The sequence below is a fragment of the Dietzia sp. E1 genome (genome assembly GCF_014145015.1).
In the GTDB taxonomy this organism is placed as follows: domain Bacteria; phylum Actinomycetota; class Actinomycetes; order Mycobacteriales; family Mycobacteriaceae; genus Dietzia; species Dietzia cinnamea_A.
The window spans coordinates 1-23,953 of sequence record NZ_JAALDU010000275.1 but is presented as its reverse complement, the minus strand read 5'-3'; the positions used below and the strand labels follow the sequence as shown (position 1 = coordinate 23,953).

At 67.5% G+C, this 23,953-nt stretch carries 35 protein-coding genes; 1 reads left to right on the top strand and 34 read right to left on the bottom strand.

Features of this window, described 5'->3' with window-relative positions; genetic code table 11:
• Positions 1–46 precede the first annotated feature (46 nt).
• From rpsD to rpsJ, 29 genes are all read right to left on the bottom strand, one after another.
• Positions 47–652, bottom strand: a complete 606-nt coding sequence (gene rpsD / locus G6030_RS09975; protein WP_007628084.1) for a 30S ribosomal protein S4 — start codon at positions 650–652, stop codon at positions 47–49.
• Positions 653–674: 22 nt separating this feature from the next.
• A complete protein-coding gene (gene rpsK, locus G6030_RS09970) occupies positions 675–1,082 on the bottom strand; it encodes a 30S ribosomal protein S11 (RefSeq protein WP_043566757.1) in 408 nt (135 codons plus the stop codon).
• Complete coding sequence (gene rpsM / locus G6030_RS09965; protein ID WP_007628088.1) at positions 1,082–1,450, bottom strand: 30S ribosomal protein S13; 369 nt, start codon at positions 1,448–1,450, stop codon at positions 1,082–1,084. Before rpsM ends, rpsK begins: the two co-directional genes overlap by 1 nt.
• A 168-nt stretch (positions 1,451–1,618) precedes the next feature.
• The gene (gene infA / locus G6030_RS09960; RefSeq protein ID WP_005140011.1) at positions 1,619–1,840 is read right to left on the bottom strand and encodes a translation initiation factor IF-1; all 222 of its coding nucleotides are present in this window, start codon (positions 1,838–1,840) and stop codon (positions 1,619–1,621) included.
• A gap of 113 nt (positions 1,841–1,953) precedes the next feature.
• Entirely contained in the window at positions 1,954–3,234 is a 1,281-nt protein-coding gene (locus G6030_RS09955) for a lipase family protein (protein ID WP_182643013.1), read from the bottom strand.
• 33 nt (positions 3,235–3,267) lie between these two features.
• Positions 3,268–4,065: a type I methionyl aminopeptidase gene (map, locus tag G6030_RS09950; protein WP_063971889.1), complete on the bottom strand. Its 798-nt coding sequence runs from the start codon at positions 4,063–4,065 to the stop codon at positions 3,268–3,270.
• 8 nt (positions 4,066–4,073) lie between these two features.
• On the bottom strand, positions 4,074–4,619 hold the full coding sequence (locus G6030_RS09945) for an adenylate kinase (RefSeq protein ID WP_063971888.1): 546 nt from the start codon (positions 4,617–4,619) through the stop codon (positions 4,074–4,076).
• 48 nt (positions 4,620–4,667) lie between these two features.
• Entirely contained in the window at positions 4,668–5,990 is a 1,323-nt protein-coding gene (secY, locus tag G6030_RS09940; RefSeq protein ID WP_007628094.1) for a preprotein translocase subunit SecY, read from the bottom strand.
• Between the two features lie 204 nt (positions 5,991–6,194).
• Positions 6,195–6,641 (bottom strand): 50S ribosomal protein L15, encoded by a 447-nt coding sequence (gene rplO / locus G6030_RS09935; protein WP_063971887.1) that lies wholly within the window; start codon positions 6,639–6,641, stop codon positions 6,195–6,197.
• Positions 6,642–6,643: 2 nt separating this feature from the next.
• Positions 6,644–6,826, bottom strand: coding sequence for a 50S ribosomal protein L30 (gene rpmD / locus G6030_RS09930; RefSeq protein WP_007628098.1), 183 nt, complete (start codon positions 6,824–6,826; stop codon positions 6,644–6,646).
• A gap of 2 nt (positions 6,827–6,828) precedes the next feature.
• On the bottom strand, positions 6,829–7,488 hold the full coding sequence (gene rpsE, locus G6030_RS09925) for a 30S ribosomal protein S5 (protein ID WP_063971886.1): 660 nt from the start codon (positions 7,486–7,488) through the stop codon (positions 6,829–6,831).
• 43 nt (positions 7,489–7,531) lie between these two features.
• A complete protein-coding gene (gene rplR / locus G6030_RS09920; protein ID WP_063971941.1) occupies positions 7,532–7,927 on the bottom strand; it encodes a 50S ribosomal protein L18 in 396 nt (131 codons plus the stop codon).
• 2 nt (positions 7,928–7,929) lie between these two features.
• Positions 7,930–8,466, bottom strand: a complete 537-nt coding sequence (gene rplF / locus G6030_RS09915) for a 50S ribosomal protein L6 (RefSeq protein WP_063971885.1) — start codon at positions 8,464–8,466, stop codon at positions 7,930–7,932.
• A gap of 12 nt (positions 8,467–8,478) precedes the next feature.
• Positions 8,479–8,877 (bottom strand): 30S ribosomal protein S8, encoded by a 399-nt coding sequence (rpsH, locus tag G6030_RS09910; protein ID WP_007628106.1) that lies wholly within the window; start codon positions 8,875–8,877, stop codon positions 8,479–8,481.
• 271 nt (positions 8,878–9,148) lie between these two features.
• A complete protein-coding gene (gene rplE / locus G6030_RS09905) occupies positions 9,149–9,721 on the bottom strand; it encodes a 50S ribosomal protein L5 (protein ID WP_063971884.1) in 573 nt (190 codons plus the stop codon).
• Between the two features lie 2 nt (positions 9,722–9,723).
• Positions 9,724–10,038 (bottom strand): 50S ribosomal protein L24, encoded by a 315-nt coding sequence (gene rplX / locus G6030_RS09900; protein ID WP_063971883.1) that lies wholly within the window; start codon positions 10,036–10,038, stop codon positions 9,724–9,726.
• Position 10,039: 1 nt separating this feature from the next.
• A complete protein-coding gene (rplN, locus tag G6030_RS09895; RefSeq protein ID WP_007628112.1) occupies positions 10,040–10,408 on the bottom strand; it encodes a 50S ribosomal protein L14 in 369 nt (122 codons plus the stop codon).
• A 144-nt stretch (positions 10,409–10,552) separates the two neighbouring features.
• Positions 10,553–12,064, bottom strand: coding sequence for an alpha/beta hydrolase-fold protein (locus tag G6030_RS09890; RefSeq protein ID WP_231888778.1), 1,512 nt, complete (start codon positions 12,062–12,064; stop codon positions 10,553–10,555).
• A 174-nt stretch (positions 12,065–12,238) separates the two neighbouring features.
• Positions 12,239–12,535: a 30S ribosomal protein S17 gene (gene rpsQ / locus G6030_RS09885; protein ID WP_174521529.1), complete on the bottom strand. Its 297-nt coding sequence runs from the start codon at positions 12,533–12,535 to the stop codon at positions 12,239–12,241.
• On the bottom strand, positions 12,532–12,762 hold the full coding sequence (rpmC, locus tag G6030_RS09880) for a 50S ribosomal protein L29 (protein WP_007628118.1): 231 nt from the start codon (positions 12,760–12,762) through the stop codon (positions 12,532–12,534). Before rpmC ends, rpsQ begins: the two co-directional genes overlap by 4 nt.
• Complete coding sequence (gene rplP / locus G6030_RS09875; RefSeq protein WP_007628120.1) at positions 12,762–13,178, bottom strand: 50S ribosomal protein L16; 417 nt, start codon at positions 13,176–13,178, stop codon at positions 12,762–12,764. Before rplP ends, rpmC begins: the two co-directional genes overlap by 1 nt.
• Positions 13,179–13,180: 2 nt before the next feature.
• Positions 13,181–13,999 (bottom strand): 30S ribosomal protein S3, encoded by an 819-nt coding sequence (gene rpsC, locus G6030_RS09870; protein ID WP_063971882.1) that lies wholly within the window; start codon positions 13,997–13,999, stop codon positions 13,181–13,183.
• On the bottom strand, positions 14,000–14,428 hold the full coding sequence (rplV, locus tag G6030_RS09865; protein WP_007628124.1) for a 50S ribosomal protein L22: 429 nt from the start codon (positions 14,426–14,428) through the stop codon (positions 14,000–14,002).
• Positions 14,425–14,706 (bottom strand): 30S ribosomal protein S19, encoded by a 282-nt coding sequence (gene rpsS, locus G6030_RS09860; protein WP_007628126.1) that lies wholly within the window; start codon positions 14,704–14,706, stop codon positions 14,425–14,427. Before rpsS ends, rplV begins: the two co-directional genes overlap by 4 nt.
• Before the next feature lie 14 nt (positions 14,707–14,720).
• On the bottom strand, positions 14,721–15,557 hold the full coding sequence (rplB, locus tag G6030_RS09855) for a 50S ribosomal protein L2 (protein ID WP_061228295.1): 837 nt from the start codon (positions 15,555–15,557) through the stop codon (positions 14,721–14,723).
• A gap of 31 nt (positions 15,558–15,588) precedes the next feature.
• A complete protein-coding gene (rplW, locus tag G6030_RS09850) occupies positions 15,589–15,891 on the bottom strand; it encodes a 50S ribosomal protein L23 (protein ID WP_007628130.1) in 303 nt (100 codons plus the stop codon).
• Positions 15,888–16,577, bottom strand: a complete 690-nt coding sequence (gene rplD, locus G6030_RS09845) for a 50S ribosomal protein L4 (protein WP_007628131.1) — start codon at positions 16,575–16,577, stop codon at positions 15,888–15,890. The genes rplW and rplD overlap by 4 nt, the downstream gene beginning before the upstream one ends.
• Positions 16,574–17,239, bottom strand: a complete 666-nt coding sequence (gene rplC / locus G6030_RS09840) for a 50S ribosomal protein L3 (protein ID WP_063971881.1) — start codon at positions 17,237–17,239, stop codon at positions 16,574–16,576. Before rplC ends, rplD begins: the two co-directional genes overlap by 4 nt.
• 52 nt (positions 17,240–17,291) lie before the next feature.
• The gene (gene rpsJ / locus G6030_RS09835; RefSeq protein WP_003938093.1) at positions 17,292–17,597 is read right to left on the bottom strand and encodes a 30S ribosomal protein S10; all 306 of its coding nucleotides are present in this window, start codon (positions 17,595–17,597) and stop codon (positions 17,292–17,294) included.
• A 564-nt stretch (positions 17,598–18,161) separates the two neighbouring features.
• On the opposite strand from rpsJ, the gene G6030_RS09830 reads away from it, so the two are divergent.
• The gene (locus G6030_RS09830; RefSeq protein WP_007628135.1) at positions 18,162–18,434 is read left to right on the top strand and encodes a hypothetical protein; all 273 of its coding nucleotides are present in this window, start codon (positions 18,162–18,164) and stop codon (positions 18,432–18,434) included.
• A 111-nt stretch (positions 18,435–18,545) separates the two neighbouring features.
• Here G6030_RS09830 and tuf read toward each other — a convergent pair whose 3' ends face one another.
• The 5 genes from tuf to G6030_RS09805 all read right to left on the bottom strand — a co-directional run bounded on the left by tuf (position 18,546) and on the right by G6030_RS09805 (position 23,912).
• Entirely contained in the window at positions 18,546–19,736 is a 1,191-nt protein-coding gene (tuf, locus tag G6030_RS09825) for an elongation factor Tu (RefSeq protein WP_063971880.1), read from the bottom strand.
• A 176-nt stretch (positions 19,737–19,912) separates the two neighbouring features.
• Positions 19,913–22,024, bottom strand: a complete 2,112-nt coding sequence (gene fusA, locus G6030_RS09820) for an elongation factor G (RefSeq protein ID WP_063971879.1) — start codon at positions 22,022–22,024, stop codon at positions 19,913–19,915.
• Between the two features lie 195 nt (positions 22,025–22,219).
• Positions 22,220–22,690, bottom strand: a complete 471-nt coding sequence (gene rpsG, locus G6030_RS09815; protein WP_007628146.1) for a 30S ribosomal protein S7 — start codon at positions 22,688–22,690, stop codon at positions 22,220–22,222.
• On the bottom strand, positions 22,690–23,061 hold the full coding sequence (rpsL, locus tag G6030_RS09810; RefSeq protein ID WP_007628148.1) for a 30S ribosomal protein S12: 372 nt from the start codon (positions 23,059–23,061) through the stop codon (positions 22,690–22,692). Before rpsL ends, rpsG begins: the two co-directional genes overlap by 1 nt.
• A 200-nt stretch (positions 23,062–23,261) precedes the next feature.
• Positions 23,262–23,912, bottom strand: coding sequence for a TetR/AcrR family transcriptional regulator (locus G6030_RS09805; RefSeq protein WP_063971878.1), 651 nt, complete (start codon positions 23,910–23,912; stop codon positions 23,262–23,264).
• Positions 23,913–23,953 lie beyond the last annotated feature (41 nt).

Sequence of the window (23,953 nt, the reverse complement as noted above, 5' to 3'; positions counted from 1 at the left end):
GGGCGGGCCGCGGTGTGCGGCCCGCCCGGCGACGAGGGAGGACAGATCACTTCGAGTAGAGCTCGACGATCAGCTGCTCCTGCAGCGGCACCTCGATCTGGGCGCGCTCGGGGAGCTGGTGGACGAGGATCCGCAGGGTCGTCGGGACGACCTGCAGCCACGCCGGGACGGGACGCTCACCGAGCGTCTCCTGGGCGATCTCGAACCAGTCCATCTTGGTGGACTTGGGACGGACATCGATGATGTCGTACTGCGAGACGCGGTAGCTCGGGATGGTCACCTTCTGGTCGTTGACCAGGAAGTGGCCGTGCGCCACGAGCTGACGGGCCTGGCGGCGCGTCCGCGCGAGACCCGCGCGGTACACGACGTTGTCCAGTCGCGACTCGAGGATCTGGAGGAGGTTCTCGCCGGTCTTACCGGCGCGACGGTTGGCCTCCTCGTAGTAACGACGGAACTGCTTCTCCATCACGCCGTAGGTGAAGCGGGCCTTCTGCTTCTCCTGCAGCTGGGTGCGGTACTCGGACTCCTTGATCCGCGCACGGCCGTGATGACCGGGCGGGAAGGGCCGACGCTCGAATGCGGTGTCTCCACCCACGAGGTCCACGCCGAGACGGCGCGACTTGCGGGTGACGGGGCCGGTGTAACGTGCCATGGTCTAGTGCGTTCCTTCCGGCTCAGACTCGACGCCGCTTGGGCGGACGACAGCCGTTGTGGGGCTGGGGGGTGACATCGGAGATCGTGCCCACCTCGAGGCCGGCGGCCTGGAGGGAGCGGATCGCGGTCTCACGTCCCGAGCCGGGGCCCTTGACGAACACGTCGACCTTCTTGACGCCGTGCTCCTGCGCCTTGCGGGCCGCGTTCTCGGCGGCCAGCTGGGCAGCGAAGGGCGTCGACTTACGCGAGCCCTTGAAGCCGACGTGGCCGGAGGACGCCCATGCGAGGACGCCACCGGACGGGTCGGTGATCGAGACGATCGTGTTGTTGAACGTGCTCTTGATGTGGGCCTGGCCCAGGGGCACGTTCTTCTTATCCTTGCGACGGCCCGTCTTCTTGGGGCCCGCAGCGCGTGACTTGGGGGGCATTACTTCTTCTTTCCGGCGACGGTCTTCTTCGGACCCTTACGGGTACGGGCATTGGTCTTGGTCCGCTGACCACGGACGGGCAGGCCACGACGGTGACGCAGTCCCTGGTAGCTACCGATCTCGATCTTCCGGCGGATGTCGCCCTGGATCTCGCGGCGGAGGTCACCCTCCACCTTGTAGTTGCCCTCGATGTCGTCACGAAGGACGGTCAGCTGCTCGTCGGTGAGGTCCTTGGTGCGGAGGTCGGGGCTGATGCCCGTACGCTCCAGGATCTCCAACGACCGGGTGCGACCGATGCCGAAAATGTAGGTGAGCGCGATCTCCATGCGCTTGTCGCGTGGGAGATCGACGCCGGCAAGGCGTGCCATGTGGCGTATCTCTTTCGTCGTGCGGTAGGTCTGCTCCCCGACCGCCCCCGATCCGGATGGTCATCTCTCGATGAGCAGCCGTCCGGGGCCCCGGCCTCCGCAACCGGGGGTACGAACCCGCCGACCCCTTTCGCGGAGGCGGCGGCTGGTACGGGGAGTTGAGCGTCTTTACTTGTAGCGGTAGACGATCCGACCACGCGTCAGGTCGTAGGGCGAGAGCTCCACGACGACGCGGTCCTCCGGAAGGATGCGGATGTAGTGCTGCCGCATCTTCCCGCTGATGTGAGCGAGGACCTTGTGCCCGTTCTCGAGCTCGATGCGGAACATTGCGTTCGGCAACGGCTCGACGACACGGCCCTCGACCTCGATGGCTCCGTCTTTCTTTGCCATGCTGGTTACGGTCCTCCACGATTCCCCGGATGACGTCTACCGGATTGTGGTGCACTGGTGGGCACACCGACGTATAAGCCTACGGCAGGCCGGGGCTGCGCGCCAATCGAGGCTCAGACGGTACAGCGCGGCCCGGCGGCCACACCGTCGAACCGCTGCTGCAGCCACGTCATCGCGGCCGGCAGCTTCTCCACGGCGCCCATGAGGTGCTCGGGTGCGATCCCCGGTTCCCAGGTCAGCGGGGTGCCCTCCGCGCAGTAGCGGCGGGCGGTCTCCTCCGCGTCCCAGAACGGCACGAGGGGATCCGTGCGCGCGTGCCACATGAACACCGGGACGCGGGGGACGTCGGGGCTGAGCCGGACGCTGTTGGCCGCGAACGCGCGCATGAGCCCCTCCTCCGCCATCAGGTCGCCCCCGTGGAGCACCATGGGCACCGACTTGAACGCCCCGAGGGCGAGGAGCGTGGCGGTACACCGACCGCGCAGCTGCTCGAAGAGCGCCCACCCCTCCGGAGTGAGCTTGTCCTCCAGGCGGATGGCCTCCGGGTACTCGCGCGCCATGCCCACCGCGGCCGCGAAAGCCAGACCGAACGCCGGGTGCGGCGCGTTCCCGATCATGCGGGCCATGGTGGTCATGTCCGTCGGGACACCGCCCTGCGCGACTCCGACGAGGTCGACGTCGGGCGCGTACTCGTCGTGCATCAGGGCGACCCACGCACTGGCGATGCCGCCGCCGGAGTAGCCCAACGCTCCGAATCGGCTCGCGGCGGAGTCGAACCGGGGGTCGTCCCGCACCGCACGCATGCCGTCGAGGACGATCCTCGCGGACAGGCGGCCACCCGGGTAGGCGACCTTGGGGCCGAGGTGGTCGGGGATGATCACGGTCCACCCCTGGTCGAGCCGCACCCGCAGGAAGGCCATGACGTTGTCCTGGACCGTCTCCAGCGTGGGGTTGACCAGCGTCTCCGTCGGGGCGCACCGTTGACCGAGCGCGTTGAGATAGTGCTGGTAGCTCAGAACGGGCCCGTTCGGGCGGGCGTGCGGGGGCCTGACGACGGTGGCGGTGGCCAGCAGCGGCCGGTCGGCGGTGTCGGTGGACCGGTAGGCGATCTCGGTGGTCCGGTACCCGAGGAACACGGGCATCGTCACGTCGCGCGTGTTGATGACCTGTCCGTTACGGGCGGCGGCGAGCACACCGGGGTCCGCGTGGTAGAAGGGTGCCGGTTGCGGCGGCTCCATCACCGGTCCCCCGGGTCGGTCCATGACGGACTGCGCGGCGGCGACCGGGGCCCACGGCGTCCCGAGCTGCGTCAGGGCCACCGCGACGCCGACGATCAGCGCGAGCAGCACCCGGGCCGCCGACCGCGGCGTGGTGCACTCAGGCCGGGCGCGCACTCCACACTCCCCTTCTCGCGGGTTCCGTCGCCGTCACGACCGTGGCGTGAGGATCCGCGGACCGTCGGCGGTCACGGCGACGGTGTGCTCCCAGTGTGAGGCCGGCGAGCCGTCGACGGTGACGACCGTCCAGTCGTCCGACAGGGTCCGCGTGTCGGTCTCTCCGCCGAGGACCAGCATCGGCTCGATCGCCAGGACCGATCCCTCCTGGAGGCGCGGTCCCCTACCGGGTTTGCCCTCGTTGGCGAGGAACGGCCATTCGTGCATCTCACGGCCGATGCCGTGGCCGCCGAAACCGTCGACGATCCCGAGCGAGACGCCGTGTCGTTCCTCGGCCCGCCGGGTGGCCACCTCGAGCGCGTGTGACACGTCGGTCAGCCTGTTCCCGGGGAGCATCGCGAGCATGCCCTCCTCGAGGACCTCACGCGTCGCGTCGTTGAGGGCGGCGACATCGGGCGCGAGGGACCCCACGCCGAACGTCCACGCCGAGTCACCGTGCCATCCCTCGAGGATGGCGCCGCAGTCTATCGAGACGAGGTCGCCATCGCCCAGCACCGTGTCAGGTCCGGGGATCCCGTGCACCACGACCTCGTTGACCGAGGAACAGATGGAACCGGGGAAACCCTCGTACCCCTTGAAGGACGGTATGGCCCCGGCCTCGCGGATCAACTGCTCAGCGACCTCGTCGAGATCACCTGTCGTCGCGCCCGGGACGGCGGCGTCCCGGACCGCGATGAGCGTGCGGCCGACGATGCGCCCCGCCGCCTCCATCGCGTCCAATTCCCCCGCGGTGCGAGCGGTGACGACGCCCTTGCGCGACCGACCGAACACGGCGGGCGTCAGCGACCCAGCGCGGCGAGCGCGCGGGCGTTGATCTCCTCGACCTCACCGACGGCGTCGATGCTCTTGACGTCGCCCCCGTAGTACTCGAGCAGAGGGGCGGTCTCGGACCGATACACCGACATGCGGTTACGGATCACGTCCTCGGTGTCGTCCTCGCGCCCACGGGCCAGCATCCGCTGGACCACCGTGTCGTCGTCGACCTTGAACTCCAGCACCGCGTCGAGGGAGCATCCCGCCTCGGAGAGCATCTCCTTGAGGGCGTCCGCCTGCGCGACGCTGCGCGGGTATCCGTCGAGCAGGAAGCCCTCCTCGGCGTCGGGCTCCGCGATGCGGGCCTTGACCATGCGGTTGGTCACCTCGGCGGGGACCAGGTTACCGGCGTCGATGTAACCCTTCGCCTCCTTGCCCAGATCGGTGCCCTGGGAGATGTTGGCGCGGAACAGGTCACCGGTCGAGATGTGAGGCACGCCGAGCTTCTCCGACAACAGAGCCGCCTGGGTTCCCTTACCGGCACCGGGAGGGCCGAGGAGGACGAGACGCATGGTGGGGACCAGCCTTTCTACAGTGGGGTTGCTCGGACGAGGCCGCGGCTACTTGAGGAAGCCCTCGTAGTTGCGCTGCATCAACTGGGCTTCGATCTGCTTCACGGTGTCGAGGCCCACGGAGACCATGATGAGCACGGCGGTGCCGCCGAACGGCATGTTCTGCATGTCGCCACCCCCGCTGCCCATGTCGAGGAAGATGTTCGGGAGCACGGCGATGAGGCCGAGGTACAGCGAACCGAAGAGCAGGATCCGGTTGAGGACGTAGCCCAGGTATTCGGCGGTCGGGCGTCCGGGCCGGATCCCCGGGATGAAGCCGCCGTACTTCTTCATGTTCTCGGCCTGCTCCATGGGGTCGAACTGGATGGCCACGTAGAAGTACGCGAAGAAGATGATGAGGGCGAAGTACAGGACGATGTAGCCCCAGCTCGACGGGTTCTGGAGGTACTGCATCACGTAGCGCTGCCAGAAACCGTCGCCCGACGGCTCGGGGCCCTGCACCAGCTGCGTGATGAGGATCGGCACGTACATGAGCGACGACGCGAAGATCACGGGGATGACGCCCGCCTGGTTGACCTTCAGCGGGAGGTAGGTCGAGGTCCCGCCGTACTGACGGCGACCGACCATCCGCTTGGCGTACTGGACGGGGATCCGGCGTTGTCCCTGCTCGACGAAGACGACGGCGACGACGATGAGCACGACCGCGAACATGACCGCGGCGAACTTCATGGTCGACGAGTTCTGGTAGATGTTCACGCCCTCGGCGGGGATGCGGGACGCGATGCCGGCGAAGATGAGCAGCGACATGCCGTTGCCGACGCCGCGGTCGGTGATGAGCTCGCCGAACCACATGACGAGGGCCGCGCCGGCGGTCATGACGATCACGATCGTGATGAGTGTGAGGATGTCGTCGTCCATGAGGACGGACTGTCCGTTACCGAGGAGCTGTCCCCGGTCGGCCAGCGCGACGATGCCTGCGGACTGGAGCACGGCCAGCGCGATGGTCAGATAGCGCGTGTACTGCGTCATCTTGGCCTGGCCGGACTGCCCCTCCTTCTTCAGCTGTTCGAAGTAGGGGATGACCACGGTGAGCAGCTGGACGATGATGCTCGCCGTGATGAACGGCATGATGCCGATCGCGAAGACGGACAGCTGCAGCAGCGCGCCACCGGAGAACAGGTTGACCAGTGAGTACAACTGGGCGTTGTCCCCGGTCATCGCGGTGTCGAGCAGGCCGCGCAGCTTGGGGTAGTCGACGCCGGGCGACGGGATCTGCGCGCCGATCCGGTAGAGGATGATGATCCCGAGGGTGAAGAGGATCTTCTTCCTCAGGTCCCGGTCCTTGATCGCGGACGCGAGTGCGGAGAGCACATGTCCTCCTGGTCGTGGTCGGCTGTGGGCCGCCGGTCGTCGAAAGCAGATGCGCCGGGAGCGGGTCGGATGGACCCCACGGCGGTTGCCGGGCCCGGAGCGCACAACGGGAAAACTCTATCAAGACGAGGGCAGGGGCCGGATCCGAGACTCTCGGACCCGACCCCTGCGCACCTCAGCGGCCCACGAGGGGCCGGCCGGGGATCAGGCCCCGGCCTCCGACACGCTTCCGCCGGCGGCCTCGATCTTGCTCTTGGCCGACGCGGAGACCTTGTCGACGGTCAGGGTGACGGCGACGGAGATCTCCCCGTCACCGAGCACCTTGACCGGCTGGTTCTTGCGGACCGCGCCCGCGTCGACGAGCTCGGTCACGCCGACCTCGCCGCCGTTCGGGAACAGCCGCTGGATGTCGGACACGTTGACGACCTGGAAGACGACCTTGTTGCGGTTCTTGAAGCCCTTGAGCTTCGGGAGTCGCATGTGGATCGGCATCTGGCCGCCCTCGAACGCCGCGGGGACGTTCTTACGCGCCTTGGTGCCCTTGGTACCGCGGCCGGCGGTCTTGCCCTTCGATCCCTCACCACGACCCACGCGGGTCTTGTCGGTGTGGGCGCCGGGCGCCGGGCGCAGGTGGTGCAACTTGATGGTCATGCTCACTCCGTCTCTTCGACCACGACGAGGTGGTTCACGACGTTGATGAGACCCCGGGTCTGCGCGTTGTCCTCACGCACGACCGACTTCCGGATGCCCTTGAGGCCGAGCGTACGCAGGGAGTCCCGCTGGTTCTTCTTGGTCCCGACGGTCCCACGGACCTGGGTGATCTTGAGGTTAGCCATGATCAGGCCCCCTGTCCGGCACGCGCACGGAGCATGCCCGCGGGCGCGACGTCCTCAATCGGCAGGCCACGACGTGCCGCGACCTCCTCGGGACGGTGCAGACCCTTGAGGGCGGCCACGGTCGCGTGAACGACGTTGATGGCGTTGTCCGAGCCGAGCGACTTGCAGAGGATGTCGTTCACCCCGGCGGCCTCGAGCACGGCGCGGGCGGCGCCACCGGCGATGACACCGGTACCCGGGGAGGCCGGACGGAGCATGACGACACCGGCGGCGGCCTCACCCTGGATGGGGTGCGGGATGGTGGAGCCGATGAGCGGGACTCGGAAGAAGTTCTTCCGGGCCTCCTCCGATCCCTTCTGGATCGCGGCCGGCACCTCCTTGGCCTTGCCGTAGCCGACGCCCACCATGCCGTTGCCGTCACCGAGGATCACGAGCGCGGTGAAGCTGAAGCGACGACCGCCCTTCACGACCTTGGAGACACGGTTGATGGTGACGACGCGCTCGATGTACTGCGACTTCTCGTCGTCGTGGCGGCCACGACGATCGTCGCGGCCCCGCCCACGGCCGCGGTCGCCGCCGCGCCCCTGGGCGTTGTCGTTGGTGTTCTTGTTGTCTGCGGCGGGCCCGTTGCTTCCGCCGTCACGACGCTGACGTCCCGGCATCAGACGGTCCTTCCATTAGCGGTCAGTGCAGTGGTGTTGGTCATCAGAACTCCAGCCCACCCTCGCGGGCGGCGTCGGCGAGCGACGCGATCCGGCCGTGGTACTTGTTGCCACCACGGTCGAACACGACGGCGTCGATGCCGGCGGCCTTGGCGCGCTCGGCCAGGAGCTGGCCGACCTTCGCGCTGCGGGCCTTCTTGTCGCCCTCGAGGGAGCGCACATCGGCCTCGATGGTCGACGCGGCGGCGAGCGTGCGGCCCGCCTGGTCGTCGACGATCTGGGCGTGGATGTGGCGCGAGGACCGGTTGACGACCAACCGCGGGCGCTCCGGCGTGCCGGAGACCTTCTTGCGGAGGCGGTAATGGCGCCGGGCGCGACCCTCGCGACGTGCGGTCGAGGCGTCGGTTCCCAGCGGGGAACGCTTCTTGGTGCTGCTCATGATCACTTACCCGTCTTTCCGACCTTGCGACGGACCTGCTCGCCGGCGTAGCGGATGCCCTTGCCCTTGTACGGGTCGTGCTTCCGCAGTCGCTTGATGTTGGCGGCGATCTGGCCCACCTGCTGCTTGTCGATACCGGAGATCGAGAACTTGGTCGCACCGTCCACGGCGAACGTGATGCCGTCCGGAGCGGCGACCGGCACCGGGTGCGAGTAACCGAGGGCGAACTCGAGGTCCGAGCCCTTGGCCACGACGCGGTAACCGACGCCGAAGATCTCCATGTCCTGCTTGTAACCCTCGGTCACGCCCACGACCATGTTGTTGACCAGCGAGCGGGAGAGGCCGTGCAGGGAGCGGTTGTCGCGGTGGTCGTCGGGACGGTTCACCGTGATGGTGTTGTCCTCGATGGTCACCGAGATGGGCTCGGGCAGCACCTGGGTGAGCTCACCCTTGGGGCCCTTGACCGTGATGGTCTGGCCGTCGACCTTGATGTCGACACCGGACGGGACCGTGATCGGAGCCTTGCCGATACGTGACATTTCGTCGCCCCCTTACCAGACGTAGGCGAGGACTTCCCCGCCCACCTTCTTGTTGTTCGCCTGACGGTCGGTGAGCAGACCCTGGGACGTCGAGATGATCGCGACGCCCAGTCCGCCGAGGACCTTGGGCAGTTCGGTGGACTTGGCGTACACGCGCAGACCCGGCTTCGAGATGCGCTTGATGCCCTGGATGCTCCGCTGGCGGGACGGGCCGTACTTCAGATCGATGGTGAGCTTCTTGCCCACCTCGGCGTCGGAGACGGCGTAGTCGGCGATGTAACCCTCCTGCTTGAGGATCGCCGCGATGTTGCCCTTGAGCTTGGAATGCGGCATCGACACGGTGTCGTGGAACGCCGAGTTGGCGTTACGCACACGCGTCAGCATGTCCGCGATGGGATCGGTCATCGACATGGATGGACCATGTTCCTTTCTCGTAACGGTTCCCATGCAACACGTCCCTCCGGCGACCTGTGGGTCGCCCGCGAACGTCGTGGGCCTATCACGAAGAGTGCGAATGTTCTCTTGTGTGGGATCCGGCTCCCCGTGGGGCGCTCGGGTGTCCCGCCGTTCACAGTGCTCTTCTCACTGTTCACGACCAGACGACTGGGCCGTCTGCCCGTCGCCGGGGATCCGCGGTGCGGTGCCCCGGCGAGGACGGCCGGTCCGGCCTGGCAGGAGAGGCTCAGTTCTCCTTGAAGGGGAAACCGAGCTGCTTGAGCAGCGCCCGGCCCTCTTCGTCGTTCGTCGCGGTGGTGACGACGGTGATGTCCATACCACGCGGACGATCGACCTTGTCGACGTCGATCTCGTAGAACATCGTCTGCTCGTTGAGACCGAAGGTGTAGTTGCCGTGGCCGTCGAACTGCTTGCCGGAGAGGCCGCGGAAGTCGCGGATACGCGGCAGGGCGACCGTGGTCAGACGGTCCAGGAACTCCCACATGCGATCGCCACGCAGGGTGACGCGCGCACCGATGGGCATGCCCTCACGCAGCTTGAACTGCGCGATGGACTTGCGGGCCCGGCGGACCTCGGGCTTTTGACCGGTGATCAGGGTGAGGTCGTTGATCGCGCCGTTGATGAGCTTGGCATCGCGAGCGGCGTCGCCCACGCCCATGTTGACGACGACCTTGACGACGCCCGGGATCTGCATGACGTTCGTGTACTCGAACGTCTCGTTCAGGGCCGGCTTGATCTCGTTGCGGTACTTCGCCTTGAGACGCGGGGTGTAGCCGGAGGGAAGTGCGGTCTCGGTCATGGTCACAGGTCCTTCCCGGTCTTACGCGAGACACGGACGCGCTTGCCGTTCTCGTCGGTGCGGATTCCCACCCGGGTCGGGGTGCCGTCGGCGTCCACGACCATCACGTTGGACACGTGGATCGGGGCCTCCTGGGTGACGATGCCACCGGAGGAGGCGCCACGCTCGGCAGCCGAGTTGGAGGTGTGCTTCTTGATGCGGTTGACGCCCTCGACGAGGACCTTCTCCTGCGCGGGGTAGGCCTGGATGACCTTGCCCTTCGCGCCCTTGTCCTTGCCCGAGATGACGAGCACGGTGTCGCCCTTGTGAATCTTCATGTCAGAGCACCTCCGGAGCCAGCGAGACGATGCGCATGAACTTCTTGTCGCGCAGCTCGCGGCCGACGGGCCCGAAGATGCGCGTGCCGCGCGGGTCGTTGTCGTTCTTGATGATGACGGCGGCGTTCTCGTCGAACTTGATGTACGACCCGTCCGGGCGACGGCGCTCCTTGGCGGTGCGCACGATGACGGCCTTGACGACCTCACCCTTCTTGACGTTGCCGCCGGGGATGGCGTCCTTGACGGTGGCGACGATGATGTCGCCCACGCCCGCGTAGCGACGCTTGGACCCGCCGAGAACGCGGATGCAGAGAATCTCCTTGGCACCCGTGTTGTCGGCGACCTTCAGCCGCGACTCCTGCTGGATCATGGTTCTCCTGACCAGGTCTGTTCGATGTGTGCCGGATACCGACCCGACACACGCGGTCATGCCGCCCGGGCGCGCGAAAGGTACGCGACAGCTCGGGCAACTGTTCCAGTGTAGGGTGCGGCCCCTGCGCGGCCCAAATCCCGGTCAGCTACCCCCTGACCCCGCCGACCCGGCGCCGACCGAGCGGAGCGACCCGGAGGAACCGGACGAGCCGGCGGAACCCGTCGCGCCCGAAGAGCCGGTCGAGCCGGCCGAGCCGGTCGAGCCGGTCGAGCTGGTCGACCCCAGCGAACCCAGTGGGCCGTTCTCGCGGTCGGCCACTCCCCCGGTCGTGGCGCGCGAATTGGGAACGGCGGGCGCGAGGCCGGAGAGGATGTGCCGCAGGCCCGGAAGCATCTGTGGGACGAAGGCCGGCCAGTTGTGGATACCGGCGTCCATGTAGACGACCTCGAGATCGACGTCCGGGACCCCGCCCAGTGCGGCCTCGAGTGCGAGGGTGCTCTCGAATGACCCCTTCTCGAGGACGTGCCCGTCCAGCAGCACGAGTTCGTTGCTCCCGAAGTACCCCAGCTCGGTCGAGCCGACGAGCCCGGTGGCAGCGCTGAGGAACACGGACTGTCCGGCCAGCCCGCTCGGGTCGGCGACCGTGTCGTGGTCCTCCCACGCCTGCGATCCACGTGGTCCCCACATGTTGGTCACCTCACCGTGGCGGGCGGCCACGGTCAAACGGGCGTACTGGTACCCGAGCTCGTCCAGTGTCGAATAGGCACCCGACACTCCCCCGGCCCCGCTGAACATCTCCGGAGTGGAGTTGGCCAGGTGGAGCGCCGACGCCGCCCCCATCGAGACGCCCAACACGCCCCAGTCCCCGTTGTGCGCGAGCCCGTCGGCGGCGCCTTCGAGACCCTGCTCCAGCAGCGGCGGCAGCTCCTCGGTCAGGAACGTCTCCCAGCTGTTGGGGCCGAGGACCGGATCGTCGGTCCGCCAGTCGGACCACATCGATGACGGAGCGCCGGTCGGCGCGATCACGTTGACGTCGAGGTCGCGCACGGCCGGATCGCCCCAGCCCATGCCACCGCTCCAGCCCGAGGGGGACTCGCTGCCCACACCGTCGAGGAAGTAGACGTTGGGGGCGTCGACGCCCGCGGGAGCGCGGTAGACCTCCACCCGCACGACCCGCTGCATCGTCGCCGACGTGACCGTCCAGACCTCGGCGCGCCCGTCGACCTCGTGTGGGGACGCGGGGAAGAGCGGATCTATGCTCCGCACCTCAGACCGGGTGATCGACTTGTCGCGGACCGCTATCGGCTGCCCGGGCGGCAGCGAGCTGCCGGGCCGAGCGAAATCCCCGGACCCGGCGTCCGCGAGTGATCCGAGGACGCCCGTCAACGGGATCGGCGCGCCGAGATGGGTCGAGGCGGCAATACTCAGCGACGGTACCCCGAACAGGCTCCCGGGCACGACGCTAGGCGCCAGGGACGCAGGGTCGACGGACCCCGGCCCGATCGATCCGGCGTCGGGGCTCTGCGCGGCGGCCGGCACGGCCCCGCCGGCGATCAGAGCCACCGCGGCTGCCGACGCGGCGAGGGCGCGCAATCCGCGGGCGGCCCCGGCTCGCACTTCCTTCCGCTGGTGGATATCCACTCGTACGGTCATGTGGCGTCCTGTCCTGGCTGGGCGATGTCGCTGTCGTGTGTGAGGCTCCGGTCCGTACCCGGGCCGATGACACAGTACGTTCCCCGTCGTATCAGCGTCTACTCATGTGACAATTGCGAACAACCCGCCCCCGGGTATCCCAGGGGCGGGTTGCTCGTGTGGAGCGGGGCGGACCTACTTGGCGCGCTCCAGGACCTCCACGAGGCGGTACCGCTTCGAGGCGGACAGCGGGCGGGTCTCCATGATCCGCACGCGGTCGCCGACACCGGCGGTGTTGGTCTCGTCGTGGGCCTTGACGCGCTCCGTACGACGCATGATCTTGCCGTACAGCGGGTGCTTCACGCGGTCCTCGAGCTCGACGACGATGGTCTTCTCCATCTTGTCGGACACGACGTACCCGATCCGCACCTTGCGGCTGTTGCGCTCGGTGTTCTCGTTGGACTCAGTCACAACTGCTTCCTTGTCACTCACTTGGCATCACCCGGCGCCGCCGACAGCCCGAGCTCGCGCTCGCGCATGACGGTGTAGATGCGAGCGATGTCGTGACGGACGACACGCAGGCGACGGTTGTTGGTCAGCTGACCGGTGGCCATCTGGAAGCGCAGGTTGAACAGCTCTTCCTTGGCCTCACGCAGACGCGCGGTCAGCGCTTCCGCGTCGAGCTCGCGCAGCTCGGGGGCGGTGGTTCCACTAGCCATCAGAACTGCTCCTCCCGGGTCACGATGCGGGTCTTACAGGGGAGCTTGTGCTGCGCGCGGCGAAGCGCCTCGCGAGCGGTCTCCTCGTTCGGGTACGACATCTCGAAGAGGATGCGTCCCGGCTTGACGTTGGCGACCCACCACTCGACCGAACCCTTACCGGAACCCATGCGGACCTCGGCGGGCTTCTTGGTCAGCGGACGGTCCGGGTAGATGTTGATCCAGACCTTGCCACCACGCTTGATATGGCGGTTGATGGCGATACGAGCGGACTCGATCTGACGGTTGGTGACGTAGGCCGGCTCGAGGGCCTGGATGCCGTAGTCACCGAACGTCACCTTGGTGCCGCCCTTGGCCGCACCGCTGCGGCCGGGGTGGTGCTGCTTGCGGTGCTTGACGCGCTTCGGGATCAGCACGGTCAGGCCTCCTTGTTTTCTGCGGGCGCCTCGGCCGGGGCAGCCGAGCCGGCGCGGCCGGTCTCGGTGCTGGTGGCCGTGGTGCCCTGGGCGCCGGAGCGACGGGGCCGGCCGGCACCACGCTCGCGGCGCGGGCCACGGTCAGCGCCACCGCGGTTGCTGGACTGGGCGTACTGGTCGGACTCGCGGCGACCGCCCACGACGTCGCCCTTGTAGATCCACACCTTGACGCCGATGCGACCGAAGGTCGTCTTGGCCTCGTACGTGCCGTAGTCGATCTCGGCACGGAGGGTGTGGAGCGGGACGCGACCCTCGTGGTAGCGCTCCGAACGGGACATCTCGGCACCGCCGAGACGACCCGAGCAGACCACCTTGATGCCCTTGACCTGCGGCTGGCGCATGGCGGACTGGATGCCCTTGCGCATCGCGCGGCGGAAGGCCACGCGGTTGGACAGCTGCTCGGCGATGCCCTGGGCAACGAGCTGGGCGTCGGCCTCGGTGTTCTTGATCTCGAGGATGTTGAGGTGGACCTGCTTGCCGGTGAGCTTCTCGAGCTCGCCACGCAGGCGGTCGGCCTCGGCGCCACGACGACCGATCACGATGCCGGGACGGGCGGTGTGGATGTCCACGTGGACCCGGTCACGGGTACGCGAGATGTCCACGCCCGAGATGCCGGCACGCTCCATGCCCTTCGACAGGAGCTGGCGGATCTTGATGTCCTCGGACACGTAGTCGGCGTACTGCTTGTCGGCGAACCACTTGGACGACCAGTCCGAGGTGATGCCCAGACGGAAGCCGTGCGGATGGATCTTCTGTCCCATTTAGCGGGCACCTCCCTGGTTACGACGTCCCCGGCCGGACCCGGCCTTCTCGGGCACGCTGGTCACCTCGACGGTGATGTGGCTCGTGCGCTTCCGCACGCGGAAGGCCCGGCCCTGGGCGCGCGGACGGAACCGCTTCAGAGTCGGCCCCTCGTCGGCGTACGCCGTGGTGACGACCAGGGTCCGGGGATCCAGATCCAGGTTGTTCTCGGCGTTCGCGATAGCCGACGCCAGAACCTTGGCGACCGGCTCGCTGGCGGCCTGCGGGGCGAACCGCAGGATGTCCAGCGCGTCAGAGGCGTCCTTGCCCCGGACCAGGTCGATCACGCGACGCGCCTTCATGGGCGTGACGCGGACGAACTTAGCGGTGGCGCGGGCGGTGAGCTTCTGCTCGGCCTGCGCTTCGTTCTTCTGGGTGTCAGTGCTCATCGACGCTTACTCTTCCGATCGTCCTTGATGTGCCCCTTGAACGTGCGCGTCGGCGCGAACTCGCCGAGCTTGTGACCCACCATCGAGTCGGACACGAACACGGGCACATGCTTGCGGCCGTCGTGGACGGCGAACGTGTGGCCGATGAAATCGGGCAGGATCGTCGAGCGACGCGACCAGGTCTTGATGACCTGATGAGTGCCCTTGTCGTTCTGCACGTCCACCTTCGCGAGGAGGTGTTCGTCGACGAACGGACCCTTCTTGAGACTACGAGGCATCCTAGTTTCCCTCCTTAGCGCTTCTTACCGGTGCGACGGCGACGGACGATGAGGCTGTCGCTCGCCTTGTTGGGCTTACGGGTCCGGCCCTCGGGCTGGCCCCACGGGCTGACGGGGTGACGTCCACCGGACGTCTTGCCCTCGCCACCACCGTGCGGGTGGTCGATGGGGTTCATGACCACACCACGGACGGTCGGGCGGACGCCCTTCCACCGCATGCGGCCGGCCTTACCCCAGTTGATGTTGGCCTGCTCTGCGTTGCCGACCTCGCCGATCGTGGCGCGGCAGCGCACGTCGACGCGGCGGATCTCACCGGACGGCATACGCAGGGACGCGTAGGTGCCCTCCTTGCCGAGCAGCTGGATACCGGCGCCGGCAGCGCGGGCCATCTTGGCACCGCCGCCCGGGCGCAACTCCACCGCGTGCACGACCGTGCCGGCGGGGATGTTGCGGAGCGGCAGGTTGTTGCCGGTCTTGATGTCGGCGCCTGCGCCCGACTCGACCTTCATGCCCTGCTTGAGGTTGCGGGGGGCGAGGATGTAGCGCTTCTCGCCGTCCGCGTAGTGCAGCAGCGCGATGTTCGCGGTGCGGTTCGGGTCGTACTCGATGTGCGCCACGGTGGCGAGCACGCCGTCCTTGTCGTTCCGACGGAAGTCGATGACGCGGTACTGACGCTTGTGCCCACCGCCCTTGTGGCGGGTGGTGATGCGGCCGTGGCCGTTGCGGCCGCCGGTCTTGCTCAGCGGGCGCAGCAGCGACTTCTCGGGCGTCGAGCGGGTGATCTCGGCGAAGTCCGAGACGCTCGAGCCGCGACGACCGGGGGTCGTGGGCTTGTACTTGCGGATAGCCATGAGGTTCTCTCGTCCTTAACTCTTCCCGCCGTCAGGCGGTCAGACCCGGGATCTCGATGGGCTTGCTGTCGGCCGCGAGGGTCACGATGGCGCGCTTGGTGCTCTTGCGCTGTCCGTACCCGGTGCGGGTGCGCTTGCGCTTGCCCTGACGGTTAGCGGTGTTCACGGACTCCACCGTGACGCCGAAGATCTCCTGGATGGCGATCTTGATCTGCGTCTTGTTGGCGTCCGGGGCCACCAGGAACGTGTACACGCCCTGCTCGAGCAGGCCGTAGGCCTTCTCGGAGACGACCGGGGCGAGGATCACGTCCCGGGGATCGGCGACGGTGCTCACTTGTCGGCCTCCTTCGCAGCCTTGCCGGCGAGCGAACGGCTCGCCTGCGTGACGAACGCGTCCAGAGCCTCGACCGAGAACACGACGTCGTCGGCGTTCAGGACGTCGTAGGTGTTGAGCTGATCCGGAGCGATCGGATGGACATGATCGAGGTTGGCGGCGGAGCGCCATGCGGCGAGGTCCTCACGACCGACCACGATCAGGAACTTCTTCCGGTCGGACAGGGTGCCGAGGAAGTCACGGACACCGGAGGTCGACGGCTTCTGGCCCTCGACGAACTCGGTGACCACGTGGATGCGCTCGCTCGCGGCCCGGTCGGACAGGGCGCCACGCAGAGCGGCGGCCTTCATCTTCTTGGGGGTGCGCTGCGAGTAGTCACGCGGCTTGGGGCCGTGGACCGTACCGCCGCCGGTGTAGGCGGGAGCGCGGGTCGAGCCCTGACGGGCGCGGCCGGTGCCCTTCTGGCGGAACGGCTTACGACCGCCGCCGCTGACCTCGCCGCGGGTCTTGGTCGAGTGGGTGCCCTGCCGCGCCGCGGCGAGCTGCGCCACCACGACCTGGTGCATCAGGGGCAGGTTGGGCTCGACGCCGAAGATCTCGGCGGGGAGCTCGACCGATCCGTCGGTCGAGCCGGCCGGGGTACGGACATCCAGCTTGAGGTTCACGGTGTTCTCCGTCGTGGTCATGCGCGCGCACCGCCCTTCACAGCGGAACGGACCATCACGAGGCCGCCGTTGCGACCCGGGATGGCTCCCTTGATGAGGAGGACGCCGGCCTCGGCGTCGACCTTGTGGACCTTGAGGTTCATGGTGGTCACACGCTCGTTGCCCATGCGGCCGGCCATGGCCTTGCCCTTGAAGACGCGGCCGGGCGTCGAGGCGCCGCCGATGGAACCCGGCTTACGGTGCACGGCCTGGGTACCGTGCGAGGCACCCTGGCCGGCGAAGCCGTGGCGCTTCATGGTGCCGGCGAAACCCTTGCCCTTCGACGTGCCGGTGACGTCGACGAAGGCGCCGTCCTCGAACACGTCGGCGCCGATCTCCTGGCCGATCTCGAAGCCGGCGGCCTGCTCGGCGTTGTCGAGGCGGATCTCGGCGATGTGGCGGCGCGGGGTGACCCCGGCCTTCTCGAACTGACCCGCGACCGGCTTGGTGACCTTGCGGGGGTCGACCGCGCCGAACGCGATCTGGACGGCGTTGTAGCCGTCGTTCTCTTCGGTACGAATCCCGGTCACGACGCACGGCCCGGCCTTCACGACGGTCACCGGGACCACCCGGTTGTTCTCGTCGAAGACCTGGGTCATGCCGAGCTTGGCGCCCAGGATGCCCTTGATCTCGGTGTTACTCATCTGTTCACTGTCTCCGCTGCACGTTGCTTGCTGACCGCTACGCGGTCGGAGGTCACTGGATGTTGACGTCGACGCTGGCAGGCAGGTCGATGCGCATGAGCGCGTCCACGGTCTTCGGCGTGGGGTCGAGGATGTCGATCAGCCGCTTGTGGGTACGCATCTCGAAGTGCTCACGCGAATCCTTGTACTTGTGCGGCGAGCGGATGACGCAGTAGACGTTCTTCTCGGTGGGCAGCGGCACCGGGCCGACGACACGAGCACCCGTACGGGTCACCGTCTCGACGATCTTGCGCGCCGAGGCGTCGATGGCCTCGTGGTCATAGGCCTTGAGCCGGATGCGGATCTTTTGTCCCGCCACTTCGTCCTCTTCTCCTCCCGCCCATGAAGGCGGCTGTCGTGAGCGCCCTCGCCGCGCGGGGACACTGCTGTGTTCGCTTGTCATACGTGACACCGTCAGACCGTCGATAACCCGGTCTCGTGCATCGGTGCCCGTCGTGGAGGGCTCCCCCGTGCACGCACATGACACGACTACGAGACCTCCAGAGGACGGGATGCCGCACACTCGCGCGAGGCGAGGATGACGGCGGACCGATCCGCTGCCGCTGTTGACGTGTCACGACGCGTCCACGCGGTCGGGCGTGTCGCCCTCCCGCTTTTCCGGCGGGTGATCGCTCACCCGCCCTTGTCGTGCTCGCCCGACCAACCCGGCACCACGCACCGGTCCGTGAGGACCCATACGCAGACGCCGCCTTGTCCGGGCAACTTGACCAGTATGCAGTACATCGTCGCCGGGGGCAAAATCGGCGCGCCCCGGCCATCCGACGCCCACGCCGTGTCGTCCCGGACGGCGCCACGGCGCGCGCCCCGACTTGGGTACCGTCGGGGAGATCAGCGACCCCGTCCGCGCCTAGGAGAGCTGCCCGTGAACAGTCGACGTGAACCCCGCGACCCTGTCGCCTATCGAAGGGACAGGCGGCAGGCGGTCCTCCGCCATCATCCCGACAAGGGAGGTGACCCCGACGCGCTCCTGCGCGCTCTCGAGGAGGTGGACAGGCGACACGGGGTCATCGGCACCGGTCGCGCCGATCACGGCGCCAGTGCCGAGCAGGTCGCCGCGGTCGCGGTGACGGCGTTCGCGGGAGTCGCCGCTGTCGGCCTGTCCGTGGCCATGAGCATCCTCGGCCGCCGTAGGTGATCGACGCCGCCCCACCGCCTCCCACGGAATGCGTGAAGGGCGCCCCACCTCGCGGTGGGACGCCCTTCACATGTGGTGCGAGTTGATCACCCGCGCCGTGGGATCACTCGATCACTTGATGATCTTGGTGACCTGGCCGGCGCCGACGGTGCGGCCACCCTCACGGATGGCGAACCGCAGGCCCTCGTCCATGGCGACCGGCTGGATGAGCTCGACGCTCATCTCGGTGTTGTCGCCCGGCATGACCATCTCGGTGCCCTCGGGGAGGGTCACGACGCCGGTCACGTCCGTGGTACGGAAGTAGAACTGCGGGCGGTAGTTGTTGAAGAACGGCGTGTGACGGCCGCCCTCGTCCTTGGACAGGATGTAGGCCTGACCCTCGAACGTGGTGTGCGGGGTGTAGGCGCCCGGCTTGATGACGACCTGGCCGCGCTCGACATCCTCGCGCTTGAGGCCACGGACCAGCAGACCGACGTTGTCGCCCGCCTCGCCGTAGTCGAGGAGCTTACGGAACATCTCGATGCCCGTGATGGTGGTCTTGGTGGCCTTGTCACGGATGCCGATGAGCTCGACGTCCTCGTTGACGTTGATCTGGCCACGCTCGATACGGCCGGTGACGACGGTGCCACGACCGGTGATCGTGAAGACGTCCTCGACGGGCATGAGGAACGGCTTGTCGGTCTCACGCTCGGGATCGGGAATCGAGTCGTCGCAGGCCTGCATGAGGTCGCGAACGGCCTGGACCCACTTCTCGTCACCCTCGAGGGCCTTCAGCGCCGAGATGTGCACGACGGGGGCGTCCTCGTCGAACTCCTGCGAGGCCAGCAGCTCGCGGACCTCCATCTCGACGAGCTCGAGAATCTCCTCGTCGTCGACCATGTCGCACTTGTTGAGAGCGACGAGGATGTAGGGCACGCCGACCTGACGGGCGAGCAGCACGTGCTCACGGGTCTGGGGCATCGGGCCGTCGGTGGCCGCCACGACCAGGATCGCGCCGTCCATCTGGGCGGCACCGGTGATCATGTTCTTGATGTAGTCGGCGTGACCGGGGGCGTCGACGTGCGCGTAGTGACGCTTCTCGGTCTGGTACTCGACGTGGGAGATGTTGATCGTGATACCACGAGCCTTCTCCTCCGGCGCCTTGTCGATCTCGTCGAACGCGAAGGCGTCGTTGAGCTCGGGGTAGGTGTCCGCCAGAACCTTGGTGATGGCCGCGGTGGTGGTGGTCTTACCGTGGTCGACGTGACCGATGGTGCCGATGTTAACGTGCGGCTTCGTCCGCTCGAACTTCGCCTTCGCCACTTGTTGTCCTCCTGGACTGGTCTGTCCCCACCCGTCGAGGTGGGCACTGCATTGTGTGGGGTCTGATCTTACTCATCGTGCCGTGAGGCACGAACCGGCGGCCACCCGGAGGTTCGACCGTGCGCCGCCGGCATCGGCCCCGGCGCGCCTTCTCAGACGCACCGGAGCCGTACCGGTCACTCGCCGGTCGCCTTGGCGATGATCTCCTTGGCCACGCTCGCCGGAACCTCGGCGTAGTGGGAGAAGACCATCGAGTAGTTCGCCCGGCCCTGCGTCTTCGACCGGAGGTCGCCGACGTAGCCGAACATCTCGGAAAGCGGCACGTTGGCCTTCACGACGCGGGCGCCGGAGCGCTCCTCCATCGCGTTGACCTGGCCGCGGCGGGAGTTGAGGTCGCCGATGACGTCACCCATGTAGTCCTCGGGCGTCACGACCTCGACGGCCATGAGCGGCTCCAGGATCACGGGCTGGCACTTGCGGGCGGCCTCCTTGAAGGCCATCGAGCCCGCGACCTTGAACGCCATCTCGGACGAGTCCACCTCGTGGTACGCACCGTCGACCAGGGTCGCCTTGACGTTGACCATCGGGTACCCGGCGAGGATGCCGTACTGCATCGCGTCCTGGATGCCGGCGTCCACGGAGGGGATGTACTCCTTGGGCACGCGGCCACCGGTGACCTTGTCGCTGAACTCGTAGGTCGAGCCCTCTTCGACGGCCTCCTGGTCGAGGGGCTCCAGCGCGATCTGCACCTTCGCGAACTGACCGGAACCACCGGTCTGCTTCTTGTGGGTGTAGTCGTACTTGTCGATCGAGCCCTTGATGGTCTCGCGGTAGGCGACCTGCGGCTTACCGACGTTGGCCTCGACCTTGAACTCGCGCTTCATGCGGTCCACGAGGACGTCCAGGTGCAGCTCGCCCATGCCGCCGATGACCGTCTGACCGGTCTCCTCGTCCAGACGCACGGAGAAGGTGGGGTCCTCCTCGGCGAGCTTCTGGATGGCGGTCGACAGCTTCTCCTGGTCGGCCTTGGTCTTGGGCTCGATCGAGACGTCGATGACCGGGTCCGGGAACGTCATCGACTCGAGGACGACCTGGTTGTTCAGGTCGCACAGCGTGTCACCGGTGGTGGTGTCCTTGAGTCCGATGAAGGCGTAGATATTGCCGGCCACGGCCTCGTCGACCGGGTTCTCCTTGTTGGCGTGCATCTGGAAGAGCTTGCCGACGCGCTCCTTCTTGCCCTTGGTCGAGTTGGCGACCTGGGCACCCGGCTCGACCCGACCCGAGTAGACGCGCACGAACGTGAGCTTGCCGAAGAAGGGGTGCACGGCGATCTTGAACGCCAGCGCGGAGAACGGCTCGTCCTTGGACGGCTTCCGCAGGATCTCGGTCTCCTCGTCGCCGACCTTGTGGCCGTGGACCTCACCGATGTCGAGCGGGGTCGGGAGGAAGTCGATGACCGCGTTGAGCATCGGCTGGACACCCTTGTTCTTGTACGCGGAACCGCACAGAACGGGGTACACCTCGGAGTTGACGGTCATCTTGCGGATGGCCGCCTTGATCTCGTCAAGGGTCAGCTCCTCGCCGCCGAAGTACTTCTCCATGAGCTCTTCGCTGCTCTCGGCGACGGTCTCGAGGAGCTTCTCGCGGTACTCCTCGGCCTTCTCCTGGAGCTCGGCCGGGATGTCCTGGATCTGCGCCTCTGAACCGATCTCGGTCTTGCCCGGCCAGACGTGGGCCTTCATGGTGAGCAGGTCGACGATGCCGTCGAACTGGTCCTCGGCACCGATCGGCAGCTGCAGGACCAGCGGCTTGGCACCGAGACGGTCGATGATGGTCTGGACCGTGTAGTAGAAGTCCGCGCCCAGCTTGTCCATCTTGTTGACAAAGCAGATGCGGGGGACGTCGTACTTCTCGGCCTGGCGCCAGACCTGCTCGGACTGGGGCTCGACGCCCTCCTTGCCGTCGAAGACGGCGACGGCGCCGTCGAGCACGCGGAGCGAGCGCTCGACCTCGACGGTGAAGTCGACGTGACCCGGCGTGTCGATGATGTTGATCTGGTTGTCGTTCCAGAAGCAGGTCACCGCGGCCGAGGTGATCGTGATGCCGCGCTCCTTCTCCTGCTCCATCCAGTCGGTGGTCGACGCGCCGTCGTGCGTCTCGCCGGCCTTGCGGTTGACACCCGTGTAGAACAGGATGCGCTCGGTCGTGGTGGTCTTACCGGCGTCGATGTGCGCCATGATGCCGATGTTTCGGACCTTGTTGAGGTCGGTCAGCACGTCCTGTGCCACGGATTCTCCCGATTGTGAGTCGTCGGTGGCCCGTGCGGTCGGTGTCGACCGTCCGAACCGGGTCGGTGTTTCTGCCGGTACCCGCACTCGGTGCGGCCGGTACGGGCCTTGTTCAATGATGCCACCCGGCGGGTGACCACGGGACCCTGGCCGGGGGGTCGTCATCGACGCCGCCCCGGCCACGGCCCCACCGGATCACCAGCGGTAGTGCGCGAACGCCCGGTTGGCCTCGGCCATCTTGTGCGTGTCCTCGCGACGCTTCACCGCGGCACCCAGGCCGTTGGAGGCGTCCAGGATCTCGTTGGCCAGGCGCTCGACCATCGTGTTCTCACGACGCTGCCGGGAGAACGTCACCAGCCAGCGCATCGCCAGGGTCGTCGAACGACCGGGGCGGACCTCGACGGGCACCTGGTAGGTGGCGCCGCCGACACGACGGGAGCGGACCTCGAGGGCCGGGCGGACGTTGTCCAGGGCCTTCTTGAGGGTGATGACCGGGTCGGTCCCGGTCTTCTCGCGGCAGATCTCGAGCGCCGAGTAGACGATGCGCTCGGCGGTGGTCTTCTTGCCGTCGAGGAGGATCTTGTTCACGAGCTGCGTGACCAGCGGCGACCCGTAGACCGGGTCATTGATGAGCTGGCGCTTCGGGGCGGGACCCTTACGAGGCATTACTTCTCCTTCTTGGCGCCGTAGCGGGAGCGGGCCTGCTTGCGGTCCTTCACACCCTGGGTGTCGAGCGAGCCGCGGATGATCTTGTAACGGACACCCGGGAGGTCCTTCACACGACCGCCGCGCACGAGCACCATCGAGTGCTCCTGCAGGTTGTGGCCCTCACCGGGAATGTAGGCGGAGACCTCGACGCCGCTGGTCAGGCGCACACGGGCGACCTTACGGAGCGCGGAGTTCGGCTTCTTGGGGGTCGTGGTGTACACGCGGGTGCACACGCCGCGACGCTGAGGCGAGCCCTTGAGGGCAGCCGTCGACGTCGCCGACTTCTTGTCCTGGCGGCCCTTGCGGACCAGCTGGTTGATGGTTGGCATGAACCGACTTTCTCTAGCTGGCGGCCTCCGTCGGGGGCGACCACCGGTCTCTGGGACATGGCTCGTATCCGGACTCTCGCGCACCTGTCGCCGCGCACGGGCGACCTCGTCAGCCGCTCTCGCTGGCCTACAGGGCACGATCCTCCAGCTCGCATACTGCGAGCACGATGGTCAAGCCTAACCGTCGGAAGGAGCGGCGGTCAAAATGAGGCGTTCGCGACATCCCCGGCCGGCGGCCCGGGGGTCTCCGCGAGGACGCCGTCGAGGGTCTGTGCCCAGAACCGCACGATCTTCTCACGTCTCTCGGAGTCATCCGAGAGGACGTCGGCGAGGCCGAGCCCACGGGCGAGGTCGAGGGTGGTCTGGAGCCCGCGGCGCACGCGGACGTCGCCGGCGTCGCGGCCGAGTGCCGCCGCGGCGATGGCCAGCACCTCGCGGGACATGTGGTTCTCGAGGGGCAGGACCCTGTCGCGGAGCGCCGGATCGCTCGCCGCGGCCGTCCATACGTGGAGGGCGGCCTTGAACAGGTCCGAGGTGTAGTGCTGGACGATGAAACCCACCACGGCCACGGTGCGCTCGGGGCCGGGCTCGGGCAGGTCGAGTCCGCCACGTCGGACGTCGGAGATGCGCTGCTCGATCATGTGCCCGAGCGCGGCGGTGATGAGGTCCTCGCGGGTCGGGAAGTGGTGCTGGGCGGCGCCCCGTGAGACGCCGGCGGCGGCGGCCACCGCCCCGACGGTGGTGGCCGCCCAGCCCTGGGTCGCGAGGAGGTCGATGGAGGCACCGAGCAGTCGCTCCCGCGTGATGCGGCTGCGGTCCTGCTTGGGCGCGCGCTGCTCTGGTGCCGTCATCGGTCCTCCTGTTACCAGTCCTGCTCGTCGTAGATGATCAC